This is a genomic window from Xanthomonas sp. NCPPB 3582, from assembly GCF_041475735.2.
Lineage (GTDB): Bacteria > Pseudomonadota > Gammaproteobacteria > Xanthomonadales > Xanthomonadaceae > Xanthomonas > Xanthomonas codiaei.
In genome coordinates, this window is sequence record NZ_CM192968.1 from 3499417 (window position 1) to 3525524 (window position 26108).

Annotated in this window: 26 protein-coding genes and 1 pseudogene; 18 read left to right on the forward strand and 9 right to left on the reverse strand. The window is 66.7% G+C overall.

All coding sequences use genetic code 11. The features are described 5' to 3' along the window. Nucleotides 1-75 precede the first annotated feature (75 nt). Nucleotides 76-261: a hypothetical protein gene (locus ACCQ05_RS14730; RefSeq protein ID WP_029221706.1), complete on the forward strand. Its 186-nt coding sequence runs from the start codon at nucleotides 76-78 to the stop codon at nucleotides 259-261. A gap of 134 nt (nucleotides 262-395) precedes the next feature. Here ACCQ05_RS14730 and ACCQ05_RS14735 read toward each other — a convergent pair whose 3' ends face one another. Genes ACCQ05_RS14735 through ACCQ05_RS14745 form a run of 3 tightly spaced genes read right to left on the reverse strand, consistent with a single transcriptional unit; the run spans nucleotide 396 to nucleotide 2400 of the window. Continuing rightward, nucleotides 396-1280: a DUF4097 family beta strand repeat-containing protein gene (locus ACCQ05_RS14735; protein ID WP_372391145.1), complete on the reverse strand. Its 885-nt coding sequence runs from the start codon at nucleotides 1278-1280 to the stop codon at nucleotides 396-398. A gap of 11 nt (nucleotides 1281-1291) precedes the next feature. After that, nucleotides 1292-1813 carry a hypothetical protein gene (locus ACCQ05_RS14740; RefSeq protein WP_372391148.1) on the reverse strand — a complete coding sequence of 174 codons (522 nt, stop codon included), beginning with the start codon at nucleotides 1811-1813 and terminating at the stop codon, nucleotides 1292-1294. Next, nucleotides 1810-2400 (reverse strand): RNA polymerase sigma factor, encoded by a 591-nt coding sequence (locus ACCQ05_RS14745; protein ID WP_372391150.1) that lies wholly within the window; start codon nucleotides 2398-2400, stop codon nucleotides 1810-1812. The genes ACCQ05_RS14740 and ACCQ05_RS14745 overlap by 4 nt, the downstream gene beginning before the upstream one ends. A gap of 265 nt (nucleotides 2401-2665) precedes the next feature. Here ACCQ05_RS14745 and ACCQ05_RS14750 point away from each other — a divergent pair, with 265 nt between their 5' ends. After that, the gene (locus ACCQ05_RS14750) at nucleotides 2666-2917 is read left to right on the forward strand and encodes a hypothetical protein (protein WP_372391152.1); all 252 of its coding nucleotides are present in this window, start codon (nucleotides 2666-2668) and stop codon (nucleotides 2915-2917) included. Nucleotides 2918-3276: 359 nt separating this feature from the next. After that, nucleotides 3277-3870, forward strand: a complete 594-nt coding sequence (locus tag ACCQ05_RS14755; RefSeq protein ID WP_228961344.1) for a mechanosensitive ion channel family protein — start codon at nucleotides 3277-3279, stop codon at nucleotides 3868-3870. 147 nt (nucleotides 3871-4017) lie between these two features. Here the strand turns inward: ACCQ05_RS14755 and ACCQ05_RS14760 are convergent, their stop codons facing one another. Further along, entirely contained in the window at nucleotides 4018-4284 is a 267-nt protein-coding gene (locus ACCQ05_RS14760; RefSeq protein ID WP_228961336.1) for a DksA/TraR family C4-type zinc finger protein, read from the reverse strand. A 130-nt stretch (nucleotides 4285-4414) separates the two neighbouring features. Here ACCQ05_RS14760 and ACCQ05_RS14765 point away from each other — a divergent pair, with 130 nt between their 5' ends. After that, complete coding sequence (locus ACCQ05_RS14765; RefSeq protein WP_104539647.1) at nucleotides 4415-4669, forward strand: DUF2789 domain-containing protein; 255 nt, start codon at nucleotides 4415-4417, stop codon at nucleotides 4667-4669. A 158-nt stretch (nucleotides 4670-4827) separates the two neighbouring features. Here the strand turns inward: ACCQ05_RS14765 and ACCQ05_RS14770 are convergent, their stop codons facing one another. After that, a complete protein-coding gene (locus ACCQ05_RS14770) occupies nucleotides 4828-5001 on the reverse strand; it encodes a DUF1328 domain-containing protein (RefSeq protein ID WP_104539646.1) in 174 nt (57 codons plus the stop codon). 410 nt (nucleotides 5002-5411) lie between these two features. On the opposite strand from ACCQ05_RS14770, the gene ACCQ05_RS14775 reads away from it, so the two are divergent. From ACCQ05_RS14775 to ACCQ05_RS14785, 3 genes are all read left to right on the forward strand, one after another. After that, nucleotides 5412-5939 carry a M48 metallopeptidase family protein gene (locus ACCQ05_RS14775; protein ID WP_372391154.1) on the forward strand — a complete coding sequence of 176 codons (528 nt, stop codon included), beginning with the start codon at nucleotides 5412-5414 and terminating at the stop codon, nucleotides 5937-5939. 35 nt (nucleotides 5940-5974) lie between these two features. Beyond that, a complete protein-coding gene (locus ACCQ05_RS14780; RefSeq protein ID WP_372391157.1) occupies nucleotides 5975-7231 on the forward strand; it encodes a 2OG-Fe(II) oxygenase in 1257 nt (418 codons plus the stop codon). A 156-nt stretch (nucleotides 7232-7387) separates the two neighbouring features. After that, nucleotides 7388-8488 (forward strand): Glu/Leu/Phe/Val dehydrogenase dimerization domain-containing protein, encoded by a 1101-nt coding sequence (locus tag ACCQ05_RS14785; protein ID WP_228961338.1) that lies wholly within the window; start codon nucleotides 7388-7390, stop codon nucleotides 8486-8488. A 98-nt stretch (nucleotides 8489-8586) separates the two neighbouring features. Here the strand turns inward: ACCQ05_RS14785 and ACCQ05_RS14790 are convergent, their stop codons facing one another. Then, nucleotides 8587-11430, reverse strand: a complete 2844-nt coding sequence (locus ACCQ05_RS14790) for a S8 family serine peptidase (protein ID WP_372391159.1) — start codon at nucleotides 11428-11430, stop codon at nucleotides 8587-8589. A 157-nt stretch (nucleotides 11431-11587) separates the two neighbouring features. Between ACCQ05_RS14790 and ACCQ05_RS14795 the strand changes: the two genes are divergently transcribed. The 11 genes from ACCQ05_RS14795 (at nucleotide 11588) to pdeM (ending at nucleotide 23360) form a co-directional block, all read left to right on the forward strand. Continuing rightward, the gene (locus ACCQ05_RS14795) at nucleotides 11588-12763 is read left to right on the forward strand and encodes a thiolase family protein (protein WP_228961340.1); all 1176 of its coding nucleotides are present in this window, start codon (nucleotides 11588-11590) and stop codon (nucleotides 12761-12763) included. Nucleotides 12764-12885: 122 nt separating this feature from the next. After that, nucleotides 12886-13227, forward strand: a complete 342-nt coding sequence (locus tag ACCQ05_RS14800; RefSeq protein ID WP_029221720.1) for a hypothetical protein — start codon at nucleotides 12886-12888, stop codon at nucleotides 13225-13227. 227 nt (nucleotides 13228-13454) lie between these two features. Then, on the forward strand, nucleotides 13455-13781 hold the full coding sequence (locus tag ACCQ05_RS14805) for an XAC1346 family secretion chaperone (protein ID WP_104539642.1): 327 nt from the start codon (nucleotides 13455-13457) through the stop codon (nucleotides 13779-13781). Nucleotides 13782-14029: 248 nt separating this feature from the next. Further along, nucleotides 14030-15739 carry a diguanylate cyclase gene (locus ACCQ05_RS14810; protein ID WP_372391161.1) on the forward strand — a complete coding sequence of 570 codons (1710 nt, stop codon included), beginning with the start codon at nucleotides 14030-14032 and terminating at the stop codon, nucleotides 15737-15739. Nucleotides 15740-15836: 97 nt separating this feature from the next. Beyond that, entirely contained in the window at nucleotides 15837-16415 is a 579-nt protein-coding gene (locus ACCQ05_RS14815) for a bactofilin family protein (RefSeq protein WP_372391163.1), read from the forward strand. Further along, complete coding sequence (locus ACCQ05_RS14820; protein ID WP_104539639.1) at nucleotides 16412-16777, forward strand: hypothetical protein; 366 nt, start codon at nucleotides 16412-16414, stop codon at nucleotides 16775-16777. Before ACCQ05_RS14815 ends, ACCQ05_RS14820 begins: the two co-directional genes overlap by 4 nt. Nucleotides 16778-17386: 609 nt before the next feature. Then, nucleotides 17387-18397 (forward strand): ligase-associated DNA damage response exonuclease, encoded by a 1011-nt coding sequence (locus tag ACCQ05_RS14825; protein WP_372391165.1) that lies wholly within the window; start codon nucleotides 17387-17389, stop codon nucleotides 18395-18397. Continuing rightward, on the forward strand, nucleotides 18394-18627 hold the full coding sequence (locus tag ACCQ05_RS14830) for a hypothetical protein (RefSeq protein ID WP_372391167.1): 234 nt from the start codon (nucleotides 18394-18396) through the stop codon (nucleotides 18625-18627). The genes ACCQ05_RS14825 and ACCQ05_RS14830 overlap by 4 nt, the downstream gene beginning before the upstream one ends. Continuing rightward, nucleotides 18624-20228, forward strand: coding sequence for an ATP-dependent DNA ligase (locus ACCQ05_RS14835; protein WP_372391170.1), 1605 nt, complete (start codon nucleotides 18624-18626; stop codon nucleotides 20226-20228). The genes ACCQ05_RS14830 and ACCQ05_RS14835 overlap by 4 nt, the downstream gene beginning before the upstream one ends. Continuing rightward, on the forward strand, nucleotides 20225-22726 hold the full coding sequence (locus ACCQ05_RS14840) for a ligase-associated DNA damage response DEXH box helicase (protein WP_372391172.1): 2502 nt from the start codon (nucleotides 20225-20227) through the stop codon (nucleotides 22724-22726). Before ACCQ05_RS14835 ends, ACCQ05_RS14840 begins: the two co-directional genes overlap by 4 nt. Then, entirely contained in the window at nucleotides 22716-23360 is a 645-nt protein-coding gene (pdeM, locus tag ACCQ05_RS14845; protein ID WP_372391174.1) for a ligase-associated DNA damage response endonuclease PdeM, read from the forward strand. Before ACCQ05_RS14840 ends, pdeM begins: the two co-directional genes overlap by 11 nt. A gap of 131 nt (nucleotides 23361-23491) precedes the next feature. Here the strand turns inward: pdeM and ACCQ05_RS14850 are convergent, their stop codons facing one another. From ACCQ05_RS14850 to ACCQ05_RS14860, 3 genes and pseudogenes are all read right to left on the reverse strand, one after another. Further along, nucleotides 23492-24961, reverse strand: coding sequence for an XVIPCD domain-containing protein (locus ACCQ05_RS14850; RefSeq protein ID WP_372391176.1), 1470 nt, complete (start codon nucleotides 24959-24961; stop codon nucleotides 23492-23494). A 14-nt stretch (nucleotides 24962-24975) separates the two neighbouring features. Beyond that, nucleotides 24976-25605: a hypothetical protein gene (locus ACCQ05_RS14855; RefSeq protein WP_372391178.1), complete on the reverse strand. Its 630-nt coding sequence runs from the start codon at nucleotides 25603-25605 to the stop codon at nucleotides 24976-24978. 86 nt (nucleotides 25606-25691) lie between these two features. Further along, a pseudogene (locus ACCQ05_RS14860) lies at nucleotides 25692-26046 on the reverse strand (SymE family type I addiction module toxin). Nucleotides 26047-26108: the final 62 nt, after the last annotated feature.

Consider the following 26108-nt stretch of genomic DNA (forward strand, 5'->3'; position numbering starts at 1 on the left):
CTCGACACCGCTTCACGCGCGCGCCACCCCTCGCCGCACGCGGTGTCATTGCACTTCCCCGCTACAGGAGGCCACATGGCACGTCCCGCGACCAAGCAGAAATCCCAGCCCAGCATCGCTCGCAGCGAAGGCAAGTCGCAGCCGCTCAGTCGTGAGCGCATCGCTGCCGACATTGCCGCGTTCCGCAAGACCGGCGGCCGGATCGAAGTGCTCACCACCAACTTCGGCCCCGCGCGCAACGATGGCGACAAGATCGGCTGAGCGGCACGCCGCTGTCGTCTGCCCCGCCGTGCGGCGAGCAGACCGGCAGCTGCCTGCAAGGGTTGCCTTGAAGTGTTTCACCGACGTGCCACCGCAAGGTGGCACGTTTGTTTTGCAGGCCCGGTTGCCGCGGCTCAGTTGTTGTAGTCGATACGCACCGAGCCCGAGTGCGACTCCAGCTTGATGTCGCCATTGCCGCCCCCCAGCGTGGTGCGCAGGTGCTTGCCGGGGCCGTACTCGGGGCGCTCGACCTTGCCGACCACCGAGCGGATGTCGCCGCTGAACACGTCCACGTCCAGCGCTGCCGACACGTTGCGCGGTACCCCCAGCGTGATCGTGCCGCTGACGCTTTCTGCAGAAATGCTGCCGCCCGGCGCCAGCCCGGCCACTGTCAACGCAGTCGCGCCCGACACGCTTTCCGAGCGCAACTGCGACACCTGGCCGGCGCCGATCCGGATCTGACCGGACACCGATTCGACCGACACCACGCCGCTGGCGCCCGCCTGCGCATCGATCTCCCCGCTGACCGTCCCCAAGGTCACCCGCGCACTGTTCACCGTGCTGCGCAGCTGCCCGCTGACCGTTTCCAGTTGCGTTTCCCTGGCGCGTCCGCTGGCGACCACATCGCCACTGACGGACTTGAGCTGCAGCGTCGCCAGGTCGACCTGATCCACATCGACCGAGGCACTGACCGCATCCACCTGCAACAAGGCGCCGCGCGGCACGCGCAACTCCAGCTGCGCGCCCCGGCCGTTGTGGCTGTTGCGCGGGTAGATCACCTCGAACTGCAGCCGGTTCGAGCTTGCGTCCACATCCAGCCGCTGGCCCTCGCCCAGGGTCCCGGTCAGCGTCACTTCGTCGCGGTCCCAGCCGCGCACGCGGATCTTGCCGGCAATATTTTCCAGTTCCACGCGCCCTCCGCGCGCCAGCGGATGGCTCTGATTCACGGCGTTCTGCGCTGTCGCAGGCGCAGCGCAGAACGCGGCCAACAGCAGCAGGGAAACGGTGGCGTAGCGCATGGGCATGCTCCTCAACTCGGAAAGGACGCCTCGCCTTGCGAGGCGAGACGGGTCAACTGCAGCCGCTTGGCGTAGGTACGCTGCAGCTGCGACAACAAAAAAGCCGAACGCGGGCTTTGCACGATGGCGGCATGAATGCTGCGGGCGCTGCGATCCAGCTCGTCCAGTGCCGGCCGCAGCGCTGCCGGCGCCTGCTGCAGCGGAAATTCCGCCATGGCCTGCTGGTATTGCCCAGCCATCGCCTGCGCCTGCAGCACCAGCGCCGGCTGTGCGGGCGGTGGCGCCGACCGGTGGATGCCGGGCACGACGGCGATCAAGGCCACCGCCGCGGCCAGGGCCACGCCGAGCGCCGGTAGTGCCCAGCCCCGCCTGCGCTGCGCCCGCAGCGCAGCGGCGCCAGGCTGCGGCCCCAACGCGGGGGCGATGCGTTCCCACACCTGCGCAGGTGGCAGGCGTTGCTGAGGCAAGGCCTGCAGGCGCGCGCGCAATGCAGCGTCCGCGGCCTCGTAGTGGTCATGCGACTCATGGGTCATGCGGGTTCTCCCAACCGCGCGCGCAGCAGCCCGCGCGCACGATGCAGTTGTGCCTTGGAACTGCCGACCGCCATCTGTAGCTGGTCGGCAATCTCCTGGTGTTTCCAGCCTTCGATATCGTGCAGCACCAGCACTGCACGGGCGCGTGGCGGCAGGGTTTCCAGCGCCCGCTCCAGATCCATCCGGGTCGACTGGCACCGCGCAGCGTCGGGCACCGCCGCCAGGATCTCGCCATCGGCATCGTCCACGACGGGGTGGCCGGAGGCCGCGTGCGCACGCAATTCCATCAGCGCGGTATTGACGGCCAGACGGTGCAGCCAGGTGCCCAGCGCGCTCTGGAAACGAAACTGCGGCAGCGCCTTCCACGCGGCGATGAAGGTCTCCTGCAACACGTCGTCGGCGCGCGCGGCGTTGCCGCCACACAGGCGCCAGACCAGCGCATACAACCGCGGCGAATGCCGGCGATAGATCGCCTCGTACGCCGCGCGCTCTCCTGCCGCCGCCGCACGCGCCAATGCCGCGTCGTCGCGGTCGGCGGAGGTGGCACCGGGCGGTGGTCGGTCGATGGGCACGGAGGTGTCGAGCATAACCAGTTGGATGCGCCTGACGGCGCAAAGGTTTAAACCTCGGCAGTTTTTTTGCACCCGCGCCTCAGATGCAAAGTGCCGCTGCAGGATTGGACTGGTGTTGCATCGATCCCGTGCCCGCCCCGCCGCACCCGCTGGAGCGCAATGCAGATTGCGCTCTAAACCTTTTCGGCGGTTGACGCATCCAAGCCTGCAACGGCGCTTCTGCGCCGCACGCTGCCTGCTCCTTTCGTGCTGGCAGCGCCTGTCCACGCTGGAGATCGTCATGTCGTACCTGCTCGGCCTGATTCTGGCCTTGTGCTCCCCCAGCCACTGCACATCCGCCCTGTCGCTGGACGCGGTACAGCTCACACTGACATCCACCCGGATCGAACTGTGCCTGCGTCGCACAACGTGGTCGCAGTCCTCCTGCATTGGCGTGGAGGGCCCAGCTGCATGGATGCCGGTCCGTTCCGTCGAGCAGACCTTGCAGCGCCTGGTCAGGCTGGCCGACCCAGGCCGGCGCCGTCAGCGATGACCCGCAAGGCCGATCGTCGCGCTTCCCTGTCGCCAGCGCACATCGCGGCGTGATCGCCGACATGGCCGCAGTGCAGACGAGATCCCCACATCGACGTTGCATGCGGCCACCGCGCCGCGGTTGAAGAACCAGGCACACAGACTGTTGGCCAATACGTACCGTGCGCACATGGACAAACCGGCGAACAACGCTACGTTGCAAGCTCACCTGCGCATATTGGTCACGCACGTCGCAACGCCACGAGCCCGCCGATATCGGCAGACATCTCGCCAAGCCGGACGAGCGCGCATCACCCCATGCTCCTGGCGATCGAATCTCGCGCGTTACAATGGGCGCCTGTTCCGCTTTCCCATGCAGTGATGTCCGCGTCCGATGCCTTGCCCGCCATGATCCGCAGCCTGCTGCCACACTGGAACCCGCAATGGCTGGCGGTTGCGGTGCCAACGATCAAGATCGTCCTGATCCTCGCGGTCGCCGCATTGACCCGGTTACTGCTGCGCCAGCTGCTGCGGCGCATCTGCACCCATTACAACGTCCCGGCGGAGATCACGATCGGTATCCGCCGTGTCGGCAGCTTCGTCATTTCGTTCAGCGCGGTCCTGATTGCGCTGCACGTACTCGGCGTCTCGACCGCCGTGCTGTGGACGGCCTTCACCAGCTTTGCAGCGGTTGGCGCGGTCGCGTTCTTCGCCGCGTGGAGCGTGCTGTCCAACATCTTCTGCACGTTCCTGATCATCACCACCCGCCCATTCCGGCTGCACGACCATATCGAATTGCTCGAAGGGGGCGACAAGCCGGGCCTGAAAGGACGCGTGATCGATATCAATGTGATCTACACGACGCTGGAAGAAACCGGCGACCACGCCGGCAGCGTACTGCAGGTGCCCAACAGCCTGTTCTTCCAGCGCACCACGCGTCGCTGGCGCGAGAGCAGCGGCCTCACCGCGGGCTGACATCTGGGCGACTTGCGCGGCGGGCACGCCACGCGGGCAAGCCTGCCCGCCGCATGCCTTCGTCGCAGGCGCCCGCCCTGCTCGGCCTGCTCGATACGGGCGACAGGACATGCGGTCTGCAAGCCGACGGACAGGCCGCCGGCCTGGTCAGCGCAGCTGGCTATCCTTGCTGCCACGGCGGTTGAAGCCGCTCTGCGCGCCGTGCTCCCGATCGTGGATTTCCTGGCAGCTCACGCACAGATGCACGCCCGGCACGGCCTTGCGGCGCGCCTCGGGGATCGGTGCGTCGCAGTCCTCGCAGTGGCTCAGGCTCGGCCCCTGGTGCAACTGGCTCCGCGCGCGCTTGATTGCATCCTCGACGGTGGCATCGATCTGGTCCTGCACCGCTCCATCACCCGCCCATCCGGTCGCCATGGTGGTCTCACCCTTGCTGGTCAGGCTATCGATATGGTCATTGGCGCAGGCAAATCCAAGCCGCGTGTGCACAGTGCCCTCAAACTGGGTGCTCTAACATCCGGTCATCCGCACCTACGAGGGATCTGCAATGGAACAACCCGTCCACCCGTTCTCGGAACTGTTCGCCCAGCTTGGCCTGCCGTCGGACGAGGCGAGTATTCGCCATTTCATCGCCGAGCACTCGCCGCTGCCGGGCGAGATGCGCCTGGAGGAGGCGCCGTTCTGGACACCGGCACAGGCGCAGTTGTTGCGTGAAGAGCGTCTCGACGATGCCGACTGGATCGTGACCATCGACCAGCTCAACATCGCGCTGCATACCACGGCCGACAACACCGGCGTCTGACGGCAGGTCGGAGCACAGCCTGTGGCTACCGACTACGGTTGCGGCCGCCTGCGGCACCGCGGCCGGACAGGCAGGTGTAAAAAAAAGAGCGGCCCTTGGCCGCTCTCTGGCTGCATGGGACTCGTCGAGAGAGGCCTTGGCAACAAATGCGAGCCGCCTCAGGTCACCTTCCTGGCGATCGTCATCCCCAGCACGAACAGCACGATGGCGATGATGATGCCGGCCCAGAACAGGAACTTGGCAATCCCCATCGCGGCGCCCGCCATTCCACCAAATCCGAGCGCACCGGCGATCAGTCCGATGATGGCGAAGATAATGGCCCACTTGATCATGTTGTTGTCTCCTGGTTCGACACAGTGCAATCGTGTGTCTGCGGCACAGCGCCGCAAAACATGCGCTGCACGCTACCCACCCGGATGTGCCGCGTTCGTGAATACGCATGACACACGCTGGCACACATCCGTCACCCCGGTCTGACGCAGCAGTGCGAGCCCGCCTGCGCGTCGCCATATCACTGCAACCGTGCTGCCGTTCCACACTGATTCGATAGCGCCCGCTTTTGAACTCTGCACTGCGCTTACGGATGACGCTCCACGCACAAGCCGACCGCCTGCCACCTCACGAGGTCTTTTGCGGCCGTCATGGCCGCCTCCACAGCCCCATATTCCCGGCGTCGCTTTGGGGGTCCACTGCTGGCGCGGCGCCAGCGCAACAGTCGCCAGCCCTGCCCGCATCGGCGATCATGCGGTTCTCGCCGCACCCGATCGCCATGGACACTCTTCGCTATCTCGCCGGTTACCCACCCGCTGTCCTGGATCAGGTGCGCGAACTGATCGCGCAGGACAAGCTTGCCGCAGTACTGGCACGGCGCTACCCCGAGCGGCACACCATCCGCACCGATCGCCACCTGTACGACTACGTCAAGGCCATGAAGGAGCGCTACATGCGCTCCTCGCCGACCTTGCACAAGGCCGTCTACGACAATCACCTGCAGGTAGTGAAGCACGCATTGGGCACGCACACCGCAATCTCGCGCGTCCACGGCAGCCGGCTCAAGGCCAGCCGCGAGATCCGTATCGCCACGGTGTTTCGCGACGCGCCCGAACCCTTCCTGCACATGATCGTGGCCCACGAGCTGGCGCACCTGAAAGAGGCCGATCACAACAAGGCCTTCTACCAACTGTGCAACCACATGCGCCCGGATTACCACCAGCTGGAATTCGACCTGCGCCTGTACCTGACCCACCTGGCACTTCAGGCAGGCACCTGATCGCGCAGTACGGGGCCAGGGCTTAGGATGCACTCATGCATCCCCCCTCACTCGACAGCCTTCTGCTTGCCGCACAAAGCCGACAACCTGCGGCCATGAATGCCCTGGCACAGGCACTGATACGCAGCGGCCAGGCAGAGGAGTCCCTTGCCTGGTATCTGCGCAGTGCAGCCACTGGCGATGCCACCGCGCAGATCGAGGCCGGCCGCCTGCTGGCGTACGGCATCGGATGCACGGTGGATGTCGCGCAGGCACGGACGCATTGGCAAACTGCCGAACGCGGCGGCGCCGTGGCAGCGGGGTATTTGCTGGCGACGCTGGCGGTAGGCACTAGCCCAGTGGAGCTGGAAGCACGGGAACTGGCGCGCCTGCACGCGGCAGCGGCGGCTGGCTATTCACCGGCCCTGCGTGCGCTGGCGATCCAGCACGGCCGGATCGATGATCCACAGCAGCAACAGCGCTGCGTCGGCTTGCTGGAACACGCCGCATCGCTCGGGGACGTGCCTGCTGCGGTCCTGCTTGCCGAGCGCCTGGCGCGCGGCGAAGGCGTGCCGCGGCAGCCGGATGCCGCGGCCCACCTGCTGCTGCAACTGCAGCCGCTGGGCATTGCGGCGCTTCCCGATCTGGACATCGCGCCTCCCGAAACCGCCGATGGCAGCGAAGCCAGCAGGTTACGTTTCACCCCGCACCGCTTGCCGACATCGCACCACCAGCGGCCGATGATCGAGGAACACTCGGCCGTGCTGTCAGCCGACGAGTGCCGGTTGTTGATCCTGCTGGCACGCCCGCATCTACGCGCCTCCCAGGTGCTGGACCCCAATGATGCGAGCGCGCACCACACACCGGTTCGCACCAGCCGCGGCGCCACGCTCGATCCGGTTCTGGAAGATTTTGCCGCGCGTGCGGCGCAGGCACGGTTAGCAGCGTGCGCCCGGCTGCCACTGACCCACGCCGAACCGCTGTCGGTGCTGTGCTACGCACCCGGCGAGCACTATCGCGCACATCGCGACTACCTGCCGGCAGGCAGGGTGGCGGCCGACCGCCCCGCTGCCGGCAATCGTCTGCGCACTGCCTGCGTGTATCTCAATGCGGTCGAAGCAGGCGGCCAGACCGATTTTCCGATCGCAGGGATCCGCGTACAGCCGCGTGCCGGCTCGGTGGTGTGCTTCGACAATCTCCACCCCGACGGCCGCCCCGATCCGGATTCGCTCCACGCCGGCCTGCCGGTTGCGGCCGGAAGCAAGTGGCTGGGGACGCTGTGGTTTCGGCAGCAGCGCTATCGGGATTGGTGAACAGATTCATACACAACCCCCTGTCGACGTGGTTTAAAATGTTGCAGCGCGACGTGACCGGACTGGATCTGCAAACGTTGCGTTTTTTGTTTCCCATTGCACGGGTGCAGACCCGGCCTCAGGGAAGGCACATCACGCAGCCCCGCGGAGCCTTCGATGCTTTTCGAAACCCTCGACACCACCGGCCACGAGCAGGTGATCTTCTGTCACAACCGCGACGCCAATCTCAAGGCCATCATCGCCTTGCACAGCACGCGGCTCGGGCCTGCCCTGGGCGGCGTGCGCATGCGCCCCTACCCCGACAGCGAGGCGGCGCTGGACGACGCGCTGCGGCTGAGCCGCACCATGACCTACAAGAACGCGCTGGCCGGCCTGAATGTCGGCGGCGGCAAGGCGGTGATCATCGGCGACCCCAAGACCGACAAGAGCGAGGCGCTGTTCCGCGCATTCGGCCGGTTCGTGGACACCCTGGGCGGGCGCTACATCACCTCCGAAGACGTCGGCACCGACGTCAACGACATGGAGCAGATCTACCTGGAGAGCGAGTACGTCACCGGCGTGCACCAGGTGCACCGCGGCTCCGGCGACCCTGCTCCCTTCACCGCCTATGGCGCGCTGCAGGCGCTGATGGCCTCGCTCAACCGCAAGCTCGGCCATGAGGAAGTGGGCAAGGCCAGCATTGCGATCCAGGGCCTGGGCCACATCGGCATGGAGTTGGTGAAGCTGCTCAAGGAACGCGGCGCGAAACTGTATGTGGCCGACCTGAACCAGGCACTGGTCGACCGCGCCGTCGCCGAATACGGCGCCGAGGCCGTGCGCCCGGACGAGATCCATCAGGTGGCGGCCGACGTGTTCGCTCCCTGCGCACTGGAGGGAGCCATCAACGAACAGACCCTGCCGCAACTCAAGGCCAGGATCATCTGCGGCACCGCCAATAATCAGCTTGCCAGCGCTGCTATCGGCGAGGAACTGCACCGGCGCGGCATCCTGTATGCGCCCGATTACGTGGTCAATGCCGGCGGGGTGATGAATGTCTCGCTGGAGATCGACGGCTACAACCGCGAACGCGCCATGCGCCTGATCCGCAGCATCTACCACAACCTGGAAAAGGTCTTCGACCTGTCGGCGCAGCAGGACGTCTCGCCGCAGGTGGCGGCCGATCGGATCGCCGAAACCCGCATCGAGGCGATCAGCAAACTCAAGCTGCCGCTGGGTCGTACCGCGCCGCGCTTCCTGCACAAACTACGCGGCGAGTAACTGGAAACAGACGGATCGGGCGCAACGAGCAGCGCAGTCTGTGATTGCCGCTGAAAACGCCGCGCCCGGGCATCGCGCCCGGGCGTCATGGGCGCCGATCAGAAATCGGCGCTGTACTTCAGGCTCAGCGCGCGATCGTCGCCGCGCTCGCCCACCCGCTGGTCGTAACCGAAACGCAGCTGGCTCTGCTGCCCGAGCGGCGCGGACGCGGCAATCCCGAACAGCCCGCCCGAACGCGCCGGCTGCATGCCACGCAACGGTGCCCAGGCATCCACACCGATGAAGCTGGCATCCAGCATCAGGCCCTGGCTGCTCAACGCCTGCTGCCATTCGGCATAACCACCGAGTTGCAGGCCACGCCACCGGTACGCCGATCGCACGCCTGCCAGCACCTGGGTGCGCGATGAAGTATTCGCATCGGCACGCAGACCGAAGCCGTCGCCACCGCTTTCGCGGAAGCCTTCGCTGCGCAGGCGCACATGGTCCAGCCCGATATATGGCGTCAGCGAGGCGGCTGCATATCCCCAGCGGTAGCCGGCTTCCAGGTTGCTGCTGAGATAACTGCCGCTGTAATCGCTGAAGGCGCTGCTGCGGTCTTCGCCCAATTGCAGATTCCGTTCGATCTGCCGGTTGACGTTGCCAAACCCCAGCTGCCCGAGCGTATAGGCCGACCCCAGCGTGGTGCCCCAGTACAGCTGTGCCTGCACCTGCCGATCGCGGCCACGTGCACCGTCCAGGTCGCCCAGGCTATTGGAGCGCGTTTCGCCGAACGCAAAACCGGTGACTGCGCCCGATGCCAGGCGCAGGTCGTTGCCCATCATCCAGCCGGAGGTGGCAAACCCGGTAGTGGTCACTCCGCCCTCGCCCGGGCCACCCAGCGCGCGCTGCCAGGTACCGAGCAGGCGCGGCTGCTGCGACAGACCATCGAAATGCGAGGCCAGCGCACGCCGCCCCAGATCGATGGTGTCGAAGGTCATTGCCGCCGATGCCGCATGCGCACGCCCCGACAGGCTGCGCAGCGAGTCCGCTGCGGTCTTGGCATCGGGTGATTGCTGCAACGCCGCTGCGGCACGAATGAAGCTGCCGCTGATCGCGCCACTGCCCTGCAGCTGTTGCGCATCCACTTGCTGGAACGCCTGCTCCACCCGAACGGCAGACTCCATCGCGGCCGTCCCCACTGCACCGAGCGAGGTGGCGACCGCGGTGACATCCATCCGCTGCAGCGACACGAACGCGGTGTTGGCGTCGTAGCTCAGCGTGGCGTTGAGGAAGGTCACGGCAGGGCCGCTGCTGGTCGTCGCAAACGTGCCCTGCAAACCGTTGGTCGCCTGCAACACCGGATAGGTGGTGTTGTTGACGACATAGCTGCGCCGGCCAAGCAGTTGCAGGTCACCGGCGATGCTCGCGGTGCCGCTCACGCTCAGGCGATCGCCGACAGTCAGTGCCAGGCGCCCGTTGCCGTCCTGGGTGTAGTTGCCGTTGACCGAGAGCACTGCGCTGTCGACCTGCAGCGTGCCGGCATTGTCCACCCGTCCGCCGATCCTGCCAGCGCCGATTAAGCTCGCTCCATTGGCGATACCCACCCGTGCGCTCTGCAGGCTGGCGGTCTGCAAGGTGCCGCCAAGTACCTGCGTATCGCCAGTGAAGGTATTGGCCGCGCTGCCCAATACCAGCGTGCCGCTCCCACGCTTGATCAGGCCACCGGTGCCACTGATGTCGTTGGCCCAGGTCGAACGCAAGGTGTTCACGTTGACGTCCACCGTGCCCCAGTCGAACCGTGCCGGCCCCAGGACCGCCTTGCCCACATTGAGCAGGCCGTTGCCGAACACCGGATCGACACCTGCTGCGCCCAGATCGGTGGCCGTTCCCAGCAGCGTCTGGCGCACCAGATCGTTGTTGAAATACGGAAACGCCTGCCATACCAGCGCCGCTGCGCCGGAGACCAGCGGTGCGGCAAACGAGGTACCGCTGCCATGGAAATAACGGATGTTGCTGGCGGTGGCATCGGGGTCGATGAACATCGATGTCCCCGGCGCCACCAGACAATAGCGCATCGCCACGCCGCAGGCGTTGGAGTAGGAGGCCAGCTGGGTGGGATTGGCGGTATCCAGCGCGCCGACGACCAGCCAGCCGCGCTCCAGGTCCGCTGCCGGCAAGGTGCCGTTGGGGCCCGGCTGACTCGGCAGCGCCGCAGTGTCGGAAGGCTGGGCACGCGCCTCGTTGCCTGCGGCAAATACCACCAGACCGTCGTTACCGGTGACGAAGGACCGATATTCCTGCGCGATCTGATTGGTGACCGATGCGTCGTTCCAGTACAGGCCACCCCAGGAATTGTTCATGATGCGCACGCCGGCACCGATCAGGTCCGCATGTACCGGTCCCAACCCGAGCGGGCCATCCACCTGGTTGCCTTGGCCGCTGCCATCATCCACCGGCGCCCGGTCATTGATGATGCGCGCAGACACCAGACCCGCTCCGGGCGCGATACCGCCCGGCCATTGAGCCACTGCGCGTCCGGCAGCGAGCTCGGCGACGATGGTGCCATGCCCGACCACGTCGCCCACGGCAACGTTGTTGGTACGCGGATCGACATAGATGAAGCTGTTGCTCACGCGCCCCTGCAACGCCGGATGAGTGGTGTTGATGCCGCTGTCGATGACCCCGATGCGATAGCCCGCACCGGTGAAGCCCAAGGCCTGCGCCGCACGTGCGTTGGTCAGTGCCAGATGCGCATCGATCGCAGGCTCCGGTGCCGGCGCAGTGGCCGGCGGTGGCGGAGGCGTAGGTGGCGGCGGCGGCGGTGGAGGCGATGTCGGCGGCGGTGCGACCGGCGGCGTCGGACGGATACCGCCCCCGCCACCACCCCCACCGCCGCCGCACGCGGTCAACGCCACGGCCAACGCCGAAGCCAGGACAGTCCTGGCGACATCCCCTTTTTTCATGCTCGCTCTCCCCCAATCCCATTCCATGGAACGGGCCCAACCCGGGCCCGACTATCCATTTTTATACTGTATGCCATGCACGTGCTCCAGCGCGGCGTGCGCTGGCGCGATCTGGCCATGAGGCAGATAATCGTTTCACTTTAAACGGTATCCACTCATGTCCGACATCGTCATCGTTGCTGCAAAACGCACCGCCATCGGCTCGTTCCTCGGCCAATTCAACGGAGTGCCGGCACCTGCCCTCGCCGCCGCCGCGATCGAAGGCGCGCTGGCGCAGTCCGGGGTCGCGCCGGCCGATGTTTCCGAGGTCATCGTCGGCTGCGTGCTGCCGGCCAATCTCGGCCAGGCGCCTGCGCGGCAGGCCGCCATCGCGGCCGGCATTCCGACCTCGACCGGCGCCACCACCATCAACAAGGTGTGCGGCTCGGGCATGAAGGCGATCATGTTCGGCCACGACCTGATCAAGGCCGGCTCGGCCAGCATCGTGGTCGCCGGCGGCATGGAGTCGATGAGCAACGCACCGCATCTGCTGCCCAATTCGCGCACCGGCAATCGCTACGGCAATTTCCAGGCCGTGGACCACATGGCCTGGGATGGCCTGACCAACCCGTATGACGGCCAGGCCATGGGCGTGTTCGGCGAAGCCACTGCCGAAAAGTTCGGTTTCAGCCGCGCCGACCAGGATGCGTTCGCGATCGCCTCGGTCGAACGTGCGCAGGCCGCGCAGCACAGCGGCGCGTTCGCCGAAGAAATCGTTCCGTTCACGGTGACCACGCGCAAGGGCGAGGCCATCGTCGATCGCGATGAGCAGCCCGGCAAATCCGATGTCGCCAAGATCCCGACCTTGAAGCCGGCCTTCAAGAAGGACGGGACCGTGACCGCGGCCAGTTCGTCGAGCATCTCCGACGGCGCCGCGATCACCGTGCTGATGAGTGCCGAGGACGCACAACGCCGTGGCGTGACCCCGCTGGCGCGCATTGTCGGCCATGTTACCCACTCGCAGGCGCCCGAATGGTTCACTACCGCGCCGGTGGCGGCCATCCAGTCGCTGCTCGGCAAGATCGGCTGGCAACTGGACCAGGTGGACCTGTTCGAAATCAACGAAGCCTTCGCCGTGGTGGCGATGGCGCCGATCAAGGAACTGGGCATTTCGCACGACAAGGTCAACGTGCATGGCGGTGCCTGCGCGCTGGGCCACCCGATCGGTGCATCCGGTGCGCGATTGGTGGTGACATTGGTGAATGCGTTGCGCACGCGCGCAGGCAAGCGCGGGATCGCGACGCTGTGCATCGGTGGCGGCGAAGCGACCGCCATCGCTATCGAATTGATTTAACAGCCTTTAACGGCGATTTTGCAAAACTGAATGCGCGTGCGCTTGACACCCGTCTTGTGGCCGTCATCATGTCGGGGGCGCGCAATAGCGCGTTGCCTAATCTAACGACGAGGATTGAAACAATGACCATCAACAAGCTGCTGATCGCAATGGCTCTGGGCCTGGCCCTGACCGCTTGCTCGAAGCCGGAACAGGCTCAGGACGCTGCTGCTTCGGCTAACGAAGCTGCTGCCGACGCTCAGACCGCTGCCGACCAGGCTGCTGCCTCGGGCTCGCAGTCGGCTGACGCCGCTCAGGCTGCTGCCACCACCGCCGCTGCTTCGGCCGACACCGCTGCCGACGCTGCCCAGGCTGCTTCCGGCGCCGCGACCGACGCTGCTGCCGAGCAGGCTGCCGACGCTGCCAAGACGGCTGAAAACACCGCCGAAGCTGCTAAGGACACCGCTGAAGAAGCCAAGAAGTAATCACTTCTTCGCTTTAAGCGCGTTCGGAGAAAGCCGCTGGTTTCCAGCGGCTTTTTCTTTGCCTGTCATCCGGCTGGTGCTTTGCTGATCGATGGGGATGCGGCCTTGCGTCGCCACCGATTCTCCTGTGTGCCCTGCATCGGGGAGCAGGCTGCACCTTGACGCAGGCTGCATCGGCCCCTGCATAAGCTCGGCTCTCCACTACCGGAACAGGAACAGGACCACCCATGAAGACGATCCGCATGCTGTCGTTGAGCGCCATCGCCGCCCTCACTCTCGCCGCCTGCCAGGGACCTGACGCGGAGCAGGCGCGCCGCGACGCTGCCTCTGCCGCCAAGCACGCCGCAGCGGCCACCGAGCAGGCCGCCGACCGCGCGGCGATCCAGGCCAAGGAGGCCACTGCCGATGCCCGCGTTGCCGCCAACGAGCTGGCGGCCGATGCCAGCCGCGCCACTGCCAATGCCGCCGACGCTACCGCCGACAAGACCCGCGAGCTGGCCAACAAGGCCGAGCAGAATGCCGACAAGCACGACGCCGAGCATTCCCAGCACTGAGAGCAACCGACGCGGCTTGCACTCAGGCGCAAGGGAGCAGCCAGTGCCCGAAGGCGGGTGTGGGTATCGCCCGGGCGCAGCAGTCAACCAGCCACCCACGCCTGACGAAGGACGGCTCGCCACGAGGCGCCAGCCACGTCCATCACCCTGCATCACTTCGTTTGCGCGCCGGCAATTTCGTGCCGGCGCGCACGCCTCCAGCCGGCATCGCGCTCGTGTTGTCGAGGCTGGCACGCTAGCATTCGGACATGCCCTCTTCCTTTACCTCGCGCCGCCGCAACCAGCTGGCGCTGGCCTTCTCTGCGCTGATCTTCATCGCCATCGGCATTGGCATCTTCGTCGGCGCACGCCGCTCGCTGGCCGATGCCGCGCTGGTGTCGCATACGCATGAAGTGATCGGCCGGGTCGACGAAATCCAGGCGCGCTTGCTCGATGCCGAATCGGCGCAGCGCGGTTTCCTGCTCACCGGCAACGACGCCTACCTGCTGGATTACCAGACCAGCGTCGAGCGCCTGCCGATCCTGCTCGCCAACCTGCGCCGGCTGATCGCCGACAACCCGGCGCAGGAGCAGCATCTGGACCAGTTGCAGGCGCTGGTGCAGGCGCGTCTGCAGCAGATCCAGCAGGTGCTGGATATCTACGCGCAGAGCGGCCTGGAACCGGCACGTGCGAGCATCCGGCAGACCGCGTTCCGCACCACCAGCGCCATCCGCGAACAGGCGCTGACCATGGTGCAGCGCGAACAGGAACTGCTGGCGCAACGCGCCGAAAGCAGCCGGCAGAGCGCCACCTTGCTGCTGGTGCTGGCATTGGCCGGCATCCCGTTCGGGCTGTTGGTGGTCGGCGCGGTGTATGCCTTGCTGATGCGCGAATTGCGCCATCGGGCGCAGGCCGAACGTCTGGCTGCGCAGGCCAATCGCGAGCTGGGCGACAGCGTGGGCGCGCTGCAGCGCAGTACCGCCGATCTCAACCTGCTCAGCCGCTATACCGGGCTGCTGCAGAGCTGCATCAGTGCCGAAGAAGCATTGGTGGTCACCAGCCGCACCCTGGCCAGCCTGCTGCCCGGCGTTGCCGGAAGCGTGTATCTGCTGCGCGCCTCGCAGGATCGTGCCGAGGCGATCAGCCACTGGGGCGAACCGCTGGTGCAAAGCGCTCCGCATCTGTTGCCGGAAGAGTGCTGGGCCTTGCGCCGCGGCCAGCCGCACATCGTCGAGGACCTGCGCCGGGATGCGGTGTGCGCGCACATCGAGTCGCCTGACACCGACGTGTCCATCAGTACCGCGTGCCTGCCGATGTCGGCGCAGGGCACCCAACTCGGCTTCCTGTTCCTGTCCTCGCCTGGCCCGGGTCCGATGCCGCGGCTGGAAATCGCCGAGGCGGCCGCCGAGCAGCTGTCGCTGGCGTTGAGCAATCTGCGCCTGCGCGAGTCGCTGCGCCGGCAGTCGATCCGCGATGCGCTGACCGGGCTGTACAACCGTCGCTACCTGGAAGAATCGCTCAGCCATGAACTTGCGCGCTGCGCACGCCGCGGCCTGCCGCTGTCGGTGCTGATGCTGGATGTCGATCACTTCAAGCAGTTCAACGACAGCCAGGGACATGCCGGCGGCGACCTGCTGCTGGCCGCGGTGGGCGAGCTGCTGCTGACCCGCCTGCGCGCCGAGGACGTGGCCTGCCGCTACGGCGGCGAGGAATTCACCGTGATCCTGCCCGAGGCCGATGGCGACGAAGCCATGCGCGTGGCCGAGCAGATCCGCGGCCATATCGCAGCGCTGGCGGTCAGCGACGGCCAACGTGCGCTGCCGCGGGTGACCGCCTCCATCGGGGTGGCCAGCTTCCCGGCCGATGGCGAACTGGGCGCCAGCCTGATCCAGAAGGCCGATGCGGCGCTGTACGCGGCCAAGCACCGGGGACGCAACCGGGTCGAGCGCCATGGCGCGGGAATGCCTGCGCTGGACTGAGCAGGCACCGCGTCGATCCCGGATTGCGCGCGTCGTCACAAAAAAGATCGATTGACGCGGCGATAGTCGGCCCAGACCCCCGAAGCGAGGCAATCCGATGTCGATGTGGCGCGATCAAGGTCCCAACAAGAAAGACGGCGTTCCGCCGGCCCCCGAGGTTCCGGCCGCCGATGGACGGCTGTTCACCGCAGACGCCAGCCCCGCCCCGCCCGTGCCCGCCGCCGCTACGCCCGCTGCCACGCCGTCGCCGCGGCAGAGCGAGGCCAAGGAATCGCTGATCGCCGCCGACATCAGCATCGAGGGCAAGATCGAAGGCGCCGGCCATGTGCGTCTGGCTGGCCGCTTCAAGGGCGATGTGAACGTCAAGGGCGACCTCACCATCGAACGCGGCGCCAAGCTCAACGGCGGGGTACGCGCCAACAAGGTCATCATCGCCGGCGAGTTGGAAGGCAATATCGAATCGGCCGCGCAGGTGGAGCTGCAGACCTCCGGCGTGCTGGTCGGCGACGTCAAGGCCGGCAGCCTCACCGTGGCGTCGGGCGCGCGGATGCGCGGCCAGGCGGATTTCGGCTGGGGCGAGGATGCGGCCAAGCCGGGCGCTGGCGGCAAGGCCAACGGCAGTGGCGGCAGCGCCGCTGTCGGCACCAGCGGCGGCGGCGACAGCGACGCCACATGAGTGCAGCCCGCCCGGGCACGCCCGGCGCTACCCGCAGCTGCCCGCATTGCAAGGCCACGATCCTGGAAAGCGCCAGCGTCTGCCCGGCCTGCAAGCACCACCTGCGCTTCGACTCGGCGGCTGCGCAGCACGCGCAGCCGGCGCCGATCGTGCCGCTCAAGGTCGACGGCACCATTCGCCATCCTGCCGATGGCGATCCGTGGGAATACACGGTGGTGGTGATCGTGCGCAATGGAAAAGGCGAGGAGATCCGCCGCCAGGTCGTGGATGTGGGCGCGATGCTCGGCGGCGAAGAACGCGGCTTCACCCTGGCTGTGGAGGCGACCGCGGTGCGTTCGCCTGGGCGGCGCACGCGGCACTGACGCGGACCGGTGCGAAAGCTGCTACCGGCTCAATCGCTCGGCAGCGCGGATGCGCTGGAAACAGCCGGGGGCTGTCCTCGTCAGTGGCGCAGTGACCGGGTTTCGATTCCCGGGCGTGCGAGATGATCGTCCCGCTGCCAGATGCAGGCAACGCCTGTCGGTCGGCCACGCTCTGCTGTTTGCTTGTCGCTTCCTGCTTGCCTGCTGCCTGTCATCGCCGTTGCCATTGCAGCGGTTGTCCGCTGCCTGGCGGTCGATGCGTGTGGCGTCGTTCGGTGCCAGCGCAAGGCTTGCCAGTCCGTGCAATCGGTCATGACGCCGCTCGATGTGACAACGCGACCGATGCTCAGCCCGCCCAGGACCTCGACCAACGTGGTCTAGCGGCTCGTGTACCGATTGCCTGATCGCATCATCCCTCTGCGCGGCGCGCGACAGGTCACGAGGTGTATGGGATGGCTGGCGTCGCGCGCTCTGGGCCGCGGCAGGGAGAGCAAGGATAACGTTTGATGGCGATGCGCTCGGCGCGGGCGGCGATGCCTGGCACATTCCATCCACCTGCATCCATTCCCATTCTCAGGATCTGCACATCGGCTTGGCCAGAGTTGGGCCATGCATAACGGCAACGACAAACGCGGCGATCTGGTGGTGCTGGGGCCCGAAGGGCTGTATTGCCCGCAGGGCGACTTCCACATCGACCCGTGGCGGCCGGTGCCGCGCGCGGTGATCACCCACGGGCATGGCGACCACGCGCGCAGCGGCATGGGCGAGTACCACTGCACGCGCGAAAGCCTGCCGATCCTGCAGTGGCGGCTTGGCGAACAGGCCTATCACACGCATGCCGATGGGGAAGCGTTTACGCTGGGACGTGCCCGCGTGTCGCTGCATCCGGCCGGACACGTGCTGGGCTCGGCGCAGGTCCGCATCGAAGTGGATGGCGAGGTCTGGGTGGCCTCCGGCGACTACAAGCGCCAGCACGATCCCACCTGCAAGCCTTTCGAGGTGGTGCCGTGCGACACCTTCATCACCGAAGCGACCTTCGGACTGCCGGTGTATCGCTGGCCGGACACCGCGGCCGTTGCCGCCGACATCGTCGCCTGGCGCCACGAATGCGCCGGGCGCGGCGAGGCCGCCATCCTGTACTGCTACGCGCTGGGCAAGGCGCAGCGCGTGCTGGCCGAACTGCGCGCCTGTGACACGCAACCGGCGTTGCTGCATGGCGCGATCGCCACCGGCGTGGAGGTGTATCGCCAGGCCGGCATTGCGATGCTGGACACTCAACCAGTCAGCGAGCATGCGCGCGGTGCCGACTATGCCGGCCAGCTGGTGCTGGCACCGCCCTCGGCCGCGGGCAGCACCTGGATCCGCCGTTTCCGGCATGCTCAGCAGGGATTCGCCTCGGGCTGGATGCGCATCCGCGGCAATCGTCGTCGCCGCAATTACGACCGCGGCTTCGTGGTGTCCGACCACGCCGACTGGCCGGACCTGTTGCGCACCATCGAAGACACCGGCGCTCGCCGCGTGATCGCCACCCATGGCAATACCGATGCGCTGATCCAGCACCTGCGCGAGCACGGCGTGGCCGCCGAGGCCTTCCGCACCGATTTTGGAGCCGAGGAATGAATCCGCTCCCCGCACGCCGGTATACGCGCGCACGTGCGCGCATCCGCCTGAGCGGCGCGCTGGCGTTCCGCCGGCATGCGCTGGCATTTCGCGTGCATCGCAGCGCGCCGGCCGCCGTCATCGGTCCACCCCGGCCACAGCGTCGCCCACGCACGCTGGCTGCATTCACACGCCGCGCACTGGAGTTGCGCGCGGCCAACCGACACGCAACGGCGCAGGCGCTGCCGTGAAGCGGTTTGCTGCGCTGTACCGCACCCTGGACCGCAGCACCGGCACGCTCGACAAGCGTGCCGCGCTGGTCGCCTACTTTCGCGATGCCGCTCCGCTGGATGCGGCCTGGGCGCTGTACCTGCTGGCCGGCGGCAAGGTCGCCAGCAGCCGCATGCGCATCGCCAGCAGCGGCGAGCTGCGCGAATGGATCACCGACACCGCCGGAATCGCCGACTGGCTGGTGGCCGACAGCTACGACCACGTGGGAGATCTGGCCGAAACGCTGGCATTGCTGCTCGACGACCCGGTCACCGAAGCGGCCGATCTGCCGCTGGCCGACTGGATCGAACAGCGGCTGCTGCCAATCGCCAACCAGGATGTGGACGTGCGCAAGGCGTGCATCGTGCAGGCCTGGCGCAGCCTGGCCTTCGACGAGCGCCTGGTGTTCAACAAGCTGCTGACTGGCGCCCTGCGCGTGGGTGTCTCGCAGCGGCTGGTGCAACAGGCGCTGGCTGAGTTGTCGGGCGTGGACATCGCCCGCATCGCCCAACGCATGCTGGGCAGCTGGCGCCCGCATCCCACCTACCTGGCCGAGCTGTTGACCAGCGAAGAGCTGCCCGGTGACCGCCAGCAGCCCTACCCGTTCTTCCTCGCCTCGCCGTTAGAGGCGGATGTGGACACGCTGGGCGCCATCGACGACTGGCTGCTGGAATGGAAATGGGATGGCATCCGCCTGCAGCTGATCCGGCGCGCCGGCGAAGCCGCCTTGTGGTCGCGCGGCGAAGAACGCCTGGATGGCCGCTTCCCGGAGATCGAGCAGGCGGCGTTGCAGTTGCCCGACGGCACCGTCATCGATGGCGAGTTGCTGGCCTGGCAGCCCGAGCAGCCGTTGCCGATGGCGTTCACTGCCTTGCAGACGCGTATCCAGCGGCTCAAGCCTGGGCCCAAGACCCTGGCGGCCGCGCCTGTGCGCGTGGTCGCCTACGACTTGCTGGAACTGGATGGCACGGATCTGCGCGAACGCCCCCTGCAGGAGCGGCGCGCGCTGCTGGACACGCTGCTTGCCACGCTTGGCGACCCACGCATCGTGGCCTCGCCGCTGGTCCAGGCCGGCGATTGGCAGGCCGCCGCGCAGCTGCGCGTGCAGGCGCGCGAACGCGGCGTGGAAGGCCTGATGCTCAAGCGCGCCACCTCGGTCTACCAGGCCGGGCGACGCCGCGGCGACTGGTGGAAGTGGAAGATCGACCCGCTCACCATCGATGCGGTGCTGCTGTACGCGCAGGCCGGCCATGGCCGGCGCAGTACCCTGTATACCGACTACACCTTCGGGCTGTGGCATGCCGGCCAGCTGGTGCCGATCGCCAAGGCCTATTCGGGCCTGGACGATGCCGAGATCCTGCAACTGGACCGCTGGATCCGCGCCAATACCACCGAACGTTTCGGGCCGGTGCGTGCGGTGAGCCCGCATCACGTGTTCGAGCTGGGCTTTGAGGCGGTGAACCGTAGCGCACGCCACAAGTCGGGTATTGCGGTGCGCTTCCCGCGCATTCTGCGTTGGCGGCACGACAAGCCGTATGCCGAGGCCGACCACCTGAGCAGTCTGCAGGCACTGGCGCGGTGACGGCACCGCAGCACGCACGCGGCACCCCATTGCAGCAATGGCGCGCCTGGTTCGCGCAGCGCGGCTGGGCACCATTGGCGTTCCAGCGCGATGTCTGGAAGCGCTATCTCGACGGCGAGTCCGGCTTGCTGCATACGCCTACCGGCAGCGGCAAGACGTTGGCGGCCTTCGGCGGTCCACTGCTGGAAGCGCTGGCCGCGCGCGGACGCAAACCGGTGGCACCATCCGCCAGACCCGCAGCCAGTGCGCGCCGGCAGCAACAACGCACGCTACAGGTGCTCTGGATCACGCCACTGCGTGCACTGGCCGCCGACACCGCGCGTGCGCTGCGCGAACCGGTAGATGCCTTGGGGTTGGACTGGCAGGTAGGCCTGCGTACCGGCGATGCCAGCGCGCGCGACAAGCGCCTGGCGCGCAGCGGCAAGCTCGATGTGCTGGTCACCACACCCGAGTCGCTCGCCCTGCTGCTGTCGTACCCGGACACCGCGCCGCAGCTGTCGGCGTTGCGTTGCGTGATCGTGGACGAGTGGCACGAGCTGCTGGGCAACAAGCGCGGCGTGCTGCTGCAGTTGTGCCTGGCGCGCCTGCGCGGCTGGGCGCCGACCCTGCGCATCTGGGGTCTGTCGGCCACCTTGGGCAACCTGGCGCAGGCGCGCGACGTGCTGCTGCCGCATCTGCCCGGTGCCGCACTGGTATCCGGCGCCAGGCCACGCGCCATGACGCTGGAAACGCTGTTGCCCGACAGCGGCGAGCGCTTTCCATGGGCAGGGCATCTGGGTCTGGCGCAACTGGCGCGCGTCTTGCAGAAGATCATGGAGCACGGGACCAGCCTGGTGTTCACCAATACCCGTGCGCAGGCGGAGCTCTGGCATCAGGCCTTGAGCGCCGTGTGGCCGGACGATCTGGCCACGCTGGCGCTGCACCACGGCTCGCTGGACCCGAGCCTGCGCGCAGCGGCCGAGCAAGGGCTGCGCGATGGCAGCTTGCGCTGCGTGGTGGCCACCTCCAGCCTGGACCTGGGTGTGGATTTTCCGGCGGTGGATCAGGTGCTGCAGGTCGGCAGCCCCAAGGGCATTGCGCGCTTGCTGCAACGCGCCGGCCGCGCGCGCCATCGCCCCGGCGAATCCGGCCACGTGGTGTGTGTGCCCTCGCACGCGCTGGAACTGGTGGAGTACGCCGCCGCACGCCGCGCGATTGCCCACGGCCACATCGAGGCGCGGCCGCCTCCGCGATTGTCGCTGGACGTGCTGGCGCAACATTGCGTCACCCTCGCACTCGGCGGAGGTTTCGATGCCGATGCCTTGTTCGCGCAGGTGCGCGGCACCGATGCGTTTGCCGCACTGGACCCAGCCACCTGGACTGCAGTGCTGGACTTCATCGTGCAGGGCGGTAGCGCGTTGGCGCACTACCCGGATTTCCACAAGGTGGTCCGCGACGACGAGGGAATCTACCGCGTCACCGACCGGCGCGTTGCGCTGCGCCATCGGCTGTCCATCGGCACGATCACCAGCGATGGCAGCGTGCGCGTGCAGTTCCTGCGCGGTGGTCGGCTGGGCGCGGTGGAAGAACAGTTCGTCGGCCGCCTGCGCCGCGGCGACCGCTTCCAGTTCGCCGGCCGGTTGCTGGAACTGGTGCGCCTGGAAGACATGACCGCCTACGTGCGCGTGGCAAAAGGCGGCAGCGGCGTGGTGCCCAAGTGGATGGGCGGGCGCATGCCGCTGTCCTCCGCATTGGGGCGCGAAGTGGAAGCACTGTTCGCCGACCCCGGCGACGCGCCGGAGATGCAGGCGCTGGCGCCGTTGTTGCAGCTGCAGGCGTCGCTCTCGTCGCTGCCCGGCCCCGATCACCTGCTGGTGGAGAGGATCAAGGCGCGCGATGGCCGGCACGTGTTCGTGTACCCGTTCGCCGGCCGCCAGGTCAACGAAGGCCTGGCGGCCCTGCTGGCTGCACGCTGGGGCCGCCGCCAGCGCAATACCTTCAGCTTCGCCGCCAACGATTACGGCTTCGTGCTTTCGCCGGCACAGGATGTGGACATCGATCCCGGCCTGTTGCAGGCACTGCTATCGCCGCTTGGCCTGTTCGACGATCTGCGCGACAGCCTCAACCTGGGCGAGCTGGCACGCCGCCAGTTCCGCGAGATCGCACGCGTGGCCGGCCTGTTGTCGCCATCGTTGCCCGGCCGAGCACCGCGCAGCCTGCGCCAGCTGCAGGCCTCCAGCGGATTGCTCTACGACGTGCTGCAGCGCTTCGACCCCGACCATCTGCTGCTGGCGCAAGCCGAGCGCGAAGTGTTCGAAGGACAACTGGAACTGGCGCGCCTGGCGCATGCGCTGGAGGACTGCGCCCGGCGCGAGCTGCGCCTGTGCACGCCACGCAGCCTCACCCCGTTGTCGTTTCCGCTGTGGGCCGAGCGCGTGCGTGGCCAGCTGAGTACCGAAGACTGGAAGGCGCGCGTGTTGCGCGCCGCCGAACAACTGGAGCGCAAGCATGGGCGATAGCGTGCAGCTGCAGCTGGGCGGCGAAACCGTGGAATTGCTCGGCGAACGTGCGCTGTACCGGCCGGCGCGGCGCGCCTTGCTGATTGCCGACCTGCACCTGGGCAAGGCCGATGTGTTCCGGCGTGCCGGCATCGGGCTGCCGGCAGGCGGCACCGCGCACGATCTGGACCGGCTGGATGCCTTGCTTGGGCAACGCGAGGTGGACGCGCTGTGGATTCTGGGCGACCTGCTGCATGGACCGGCACCGCGTGCGGCCTGGCATCGGCGCTGGAGCGCCTGGCGCGAACGGCACTGCAGCCTGCGTGTGATCGCGATCCGCGGCAATCACGATCGCGCCCTGGCGGGTGCGGACCTGCATATCGAAGCGGCCGGCGAACAGGTCGAGGACGGTCCGTTCGTGCTGCGCCACGATCCGCTGCCGCACCCCACCGGCCATGTGCTGTGCGGGCATCTGCATCCGCTGGCGGCACTGCCCGGGCTGTCGCGGCGCTGGCCGGCGTTCTGGCTGCGCGAAAACGTCACCATCCTGCCGGCGTTTTCGCAGTTCACCGCCGGCGTGGTGCCGACCCTGGTCCAGGGCGAGCGTCTGGTTGCCTGCGTGGAAGGCGATGCAGTGGCCTTGCCGGTGCGTTGAACCCCCACCGTGGCGGCTACGCCGTTGCACGGTCGACGGATCGCCGACTGTGCCTGTCACGCGTGCCGCCGGCCCATCGTCGTCAGCAGTCTCGCTCAGGAAGGCCAGGCCTTGCCGTGCTGCGTTGAACCTCAGCGCGTCATCGACGCAGCCGCCTGGGTAACGGCTTGCTGCGACTGCTCCAGCGCCTGCTGCTGTTCGCGCACCTGGGCCTGGGTCTGGCTGATCATCTGCAAACGATCGAACGACTGCGTCTCTGGCGTCTGCACCGCTTCCACGGTTGGCATATAGGCGCGTTGGTGCGCCGGATCATTGAGGGCGCCCTGCACGACGAAGACCCTCTCGCCACCGGCAAGATCGGCTGTTGGGCTGTTGAGCACAACGTGGTCCACACGCGACAATCCTTCTTCTTTTGCCAGCGCAAGCAGGCTGGCGGTCATCCGCTGGCTTGATGCATCCCACTGCCTGCCGTGCTGGGCATCGAGATTTTGCACCCCCTCCTTGATCTGTTGGTAGAGCGAGTAATCCGCATGACCGGGGTCTGACGGAAGACGCTGGGCTGGTGGCCCTGGCGATTGCGGATCGCGCTGCCGCAGCTCCTGTTCCAGTTCGCGTGCGGTGATGGGCGAGACGTGCAAGTGCGTATTCTTGCTGTGCTGGAACAGGCCGGGCGTCGGTGGCTGCGTGCTGCTGTCCAGGTAAGGCATGGGGCGGGTATCGCTACCCAGGTCGATGCCGTTGCGCTCCAGTATTTCTTCCTTCAGCCCAAGGCGCTGCATATCCAGAATCATCGGCTGTTCTGGCTCGCCGGGCTTTGTTTTGTTGTAGTGTCGTTCGTATATCGCGGCGGTGCTGACCACCCACGGACCGTAATGGTTGACGTAGTCGGACTGCCCCACATGACCGATACGGGTGTCCTTGACCGATTTGTCGAAGTAATTCACTCCCATTGCCTCGACATTACTTCCCGTGGGCGACAACGTCAGGTCGCTATTGAACGTCAGGTTTGCCTTGGGCGTATAGACGCTTGGATAGCCGCTGCGCGTGACGAAATCTCTGGCCCGACCATCCGCAAATAGGTACACATCTTCAAGCGTAGGATTAGGATTACGACTCTTGACCGCGCTCACGATAGCGTTCCATCCGGCTATTTCGGCCGTTGCTTCATCCGTACGGTTACTGGCCAGCACTTTCCCGCCAGCAGTAGTGTAATCGTGCGTGCTACGGGCAATTTTTATTGCCTCTGTTGTGAACTTTTCCCGCGCAAGCGCGGCAGTTGGACTATAAAGGCTATGCTGAATTTCATGCCCCAGGACGAAGGTCAAATCGCCTGCTGCTGCATGCCTACCGTTGGCATCGTTTACCAGCGCCGCAAGCGGCAGGTGAATTTTCTGATCGCGTGGATCATAGATGCCTCCCGCATGCGGGTCGTTCAACGGCGCGAAGCCTTTCAGCACTTTTTTCTGCACCGCCTCGTTGATCTGGCGGGTCAACTCTGGCGAATCGTTCAGGACCCGGTTGAAGTTGCCCAGATGCTCACGCGTGACACCTGGTTGCTGACCAAATGACGCCACCACTGCACTTGCTTCTTGGCTCAACATGCCCGCTCCTTGGACTAGCGAATTTGAATCCACTCGACGCACTGATGCGTGGTGCGCGCTAAAGGTTCGTCAGCTTCGCCACGCGGGAAGAGCTCCACGCGCATTCCTGGGCGTTGAAAAATATCGCTCATCCATCGTCCATCCTCGACACGATTGCGCTGTCGCGAAAACCCCATTTTCTCGAGATGCGCCGCAAATGCCTCGAAGTCGATCTGGCAGATATCCGACATAGACGGAGCCGCTTCTGGCGGATTAGGCAGGAACAGGAACTCGAACCATGCGCCCTTTACTTCCGTTTTGTTGACACCAAACCCGTAGTTCCAGTCTCGGGTCAGCACTCCGCTGGCACCGAATCGCCCGGAACCATCATCGCGATGCTGTACCGACTGGCCCATTGCTCGAGACACATGGTCGGCAGTGAACGATTCAATGCTGGCACTTGTGCGAATCAGCTCCAGTACCCGCTCCAATGCTTCCTGCGCGGTACGTGGTCCACCTTTGGAAGGATCTGCAGGTATGTGATCGGATGAGGAACTCATGGCAGATGTCTCCGTGACGGTTGCCGGGGCTGGGGTGGCCGCCGTGTGGGCGCATGCGCCCAGGGCTAGGGTGACGAGCAATGCGTAGAGGGCGCGCGCGATCATGTAGCGTCCGTGGTGCGCTGGTGTGGCTGCGACGCTAGTGGCATCCCGTGCGCAGGTCAATCGCAAGGCTTCTGGCAGACGCAGCGTCATCGCCGCACGCTGCGCGGCTTGGCCGGCACCTCCATCGGCGGCAACACCTCCATCAACAACTGACCTTCACTGGCGGCGATGCGTAGCCTGGTGCCAATGGCAAAGCCCAATTGTTCCAGCCATGGGCCGCTGAGGCGGACGTGGCGCACATGCTGGTCGCCGTCGTGGTCGTGCGCGCCGGGGTAATGGGTGTAGCTGATGGTACATTGGCGCGCGCGGCGGGCGCGGCGGGCGCGGCGGGCGCGGCGGGGTGCGCGTAGCGTGCCGGGGCCTTGCGGGGGAGTCGTCAGGGTCGGGCGGCAGCATCGGTGGCGGCCTGGCACGGTCTGGTTCCACAACCACCCACTGCACCCGCCTGGGCGGCGCGGGGCGCGCACGCGCGCGGGTGGGCCGTGCGCTGGCAGATACCGTGG

Coding starts and splice junctions, on each gene's coding strand:
- ACCQ05_RS14730 (WP_029221706.1), top strand. CDS start 76: ATGGCACGTCCCGCGACCAAGCAGAAATCCCAGCCCAGCATCGCTCGC.
- ACCQ05_RS14735 (WP_372391145.1), bottom strand. CDS start 1,280: ATGCGCTACGCCACCGTTTCCCTGCTGCTGTTGGCCGCGTTCTGCGCT.
- ACCQ05_RS14740 (WP_372391148.1), bottom strand. CDS start 1,813: ATGACCCATGAGTCGCATGACCACTACGAGGCCGCGGACGCTGCATTG.
- ACCQ05_RS14745 (WP_372391150.1), bottom strand. CDS start 2,400: ATGCTCGACACCTCCGTGCCCATCGACCGACCACCGCCCGGTGCCACC.
- ACCQ05_RS14750 (WP_372391152.1), top strand. CDS start 2,666: ATGTCGTACCTGCTCGGCCTGATTCTGGCCTTGTGCTCCCCCAGCCAC.
- ACCQ05_RS14755 (WP_228961344.1), top strand. CDS start 3,277: ATGTCCGCGTCCGATGCCTTGCCCGCCATGATCCGCAGCCTGCTGCCA.
- ACCQ05_RS14760 (WP_228961336.1), bottom strand. CDS start 4,284: ATGGCGACCGGATGGGCGGGTGATGGAGCGGTGCAGGACCAGATCGAT.
- ACCQ05_RS14765 (WP_104539647.1), top strand. CDS start 4,415: ATGGAACAACCCGTCCACCCGTTCTCGGAACTGTTCGCCCAGCTTGGC.
- ACCQ05_RS14770 (WP_104539646.1), bottom strand. CDS start 5,001: ATGATCAAGTGGGCCATTATCTTCGCCATCATCGGACTGATCGCCGGT.
- ACCQ05_RS14775 (WP_372391154.1), top strand. CDS start 5,412: ATGCGGTTCTCGCCGCACCCGATCGCCATGGACACTCTTCGCTATCTC.
- ACCQ05_RS14780 (WP_372391157.1), top strand. CDS start 5,975: ATGCATCCCCCCTCACTCGACAGCCTTCTGCTTGCCGCACAAAGCCGA.
- ACCQ05_RS14785 (WP_228961338.1), top strand. CDS start 7,388: ATGCTTTTCGAAACCCTCGACACCACCGGCCACGAGCAGGTGATCTTC.
- ACCQ05_RS14790 (WP_372391159.1), bottom strand. CDS start 11,430: ATGAAAAAAGGGGATGTCGCCAGGACTGTCCTGGCTTCGGCGTTGGCC.
- ACCQ05_RS14795 (WP_228961340.1), top strand. CDS start 11,588: ATGTCCGACATCGTCATCGTTGCTGCAAAACGCACCGCCATCGGCTCG.
- ACCQ05_RS14800 (WP_029221720.1), top strand. CDS start 12,886: ATGACCATCAACAAGCTGCTGATCGCAATGGCTCTGGGCCTGGCCCTG.
- ACCQ05_RS14805 (WP_104539642.1), top strand. CDS start 13,455: ATGAAGACGATCCGCATGCTGTCGTTGAGCGCCATCGCCGCCCTCACT.
- ACCQ05_RS14810 (WP_372391161.1), top strand. CDS start 14,030: ATGCCCTCTTCCTTTACCTCGCGCCGCCGCAACCAGCTGGCGCTGGCC.
- ACCQ05_RS14815 (WP_372391163.1), top strand. CDS start 15,837: ATGTCGATGTGGCGCGATCAAGGTCCCAACAAGAAAGACGGCGTTCCG.
- ACCQ05_RS14820 (WP_104539639.1), top strand. CDS start 16,412: ATGAGTGCAGCCCGCCCGGGCACGCCCGGCGCTACCCGCAGCTGCCCG.
- ACCQ05_RS14825 (WP_372391165.1), top strand. CDS start 17,387: ATGCATAACGGCAACGACAAACGCGGCGATCTGGTGGTGCTGGGGCCC.
- ACCQ05_RS14830 (WP_372391167.1), top strand. CDS start 18,394: ATGAATCCGCTCCCCGCACGCCGGTATACGCGCGCACGTGCGCGCATC.
- pdeM (WP_372391174.1), top strand. CDS start 22,716: ATGGGCGATAGCGTGCAGCTGCAGCTGGGCGGCGAAACCGTGGAATTG.
- ACCQ05_RS14850 (WP_372391176.1), bottom strand. CDS start 24,961: ATGTTGAGCCAAGAAGCAAGTGCAGTGGTGGCGTCATTTGGTCAGCAA.
- ACCQ05_RS14855 (WP_372391178.1), bottom strand. CDS start 25,605: ATGATCGCGCGCGCCCTCTACGCATTGCTCGTCACCCTAGCCCTGGGC.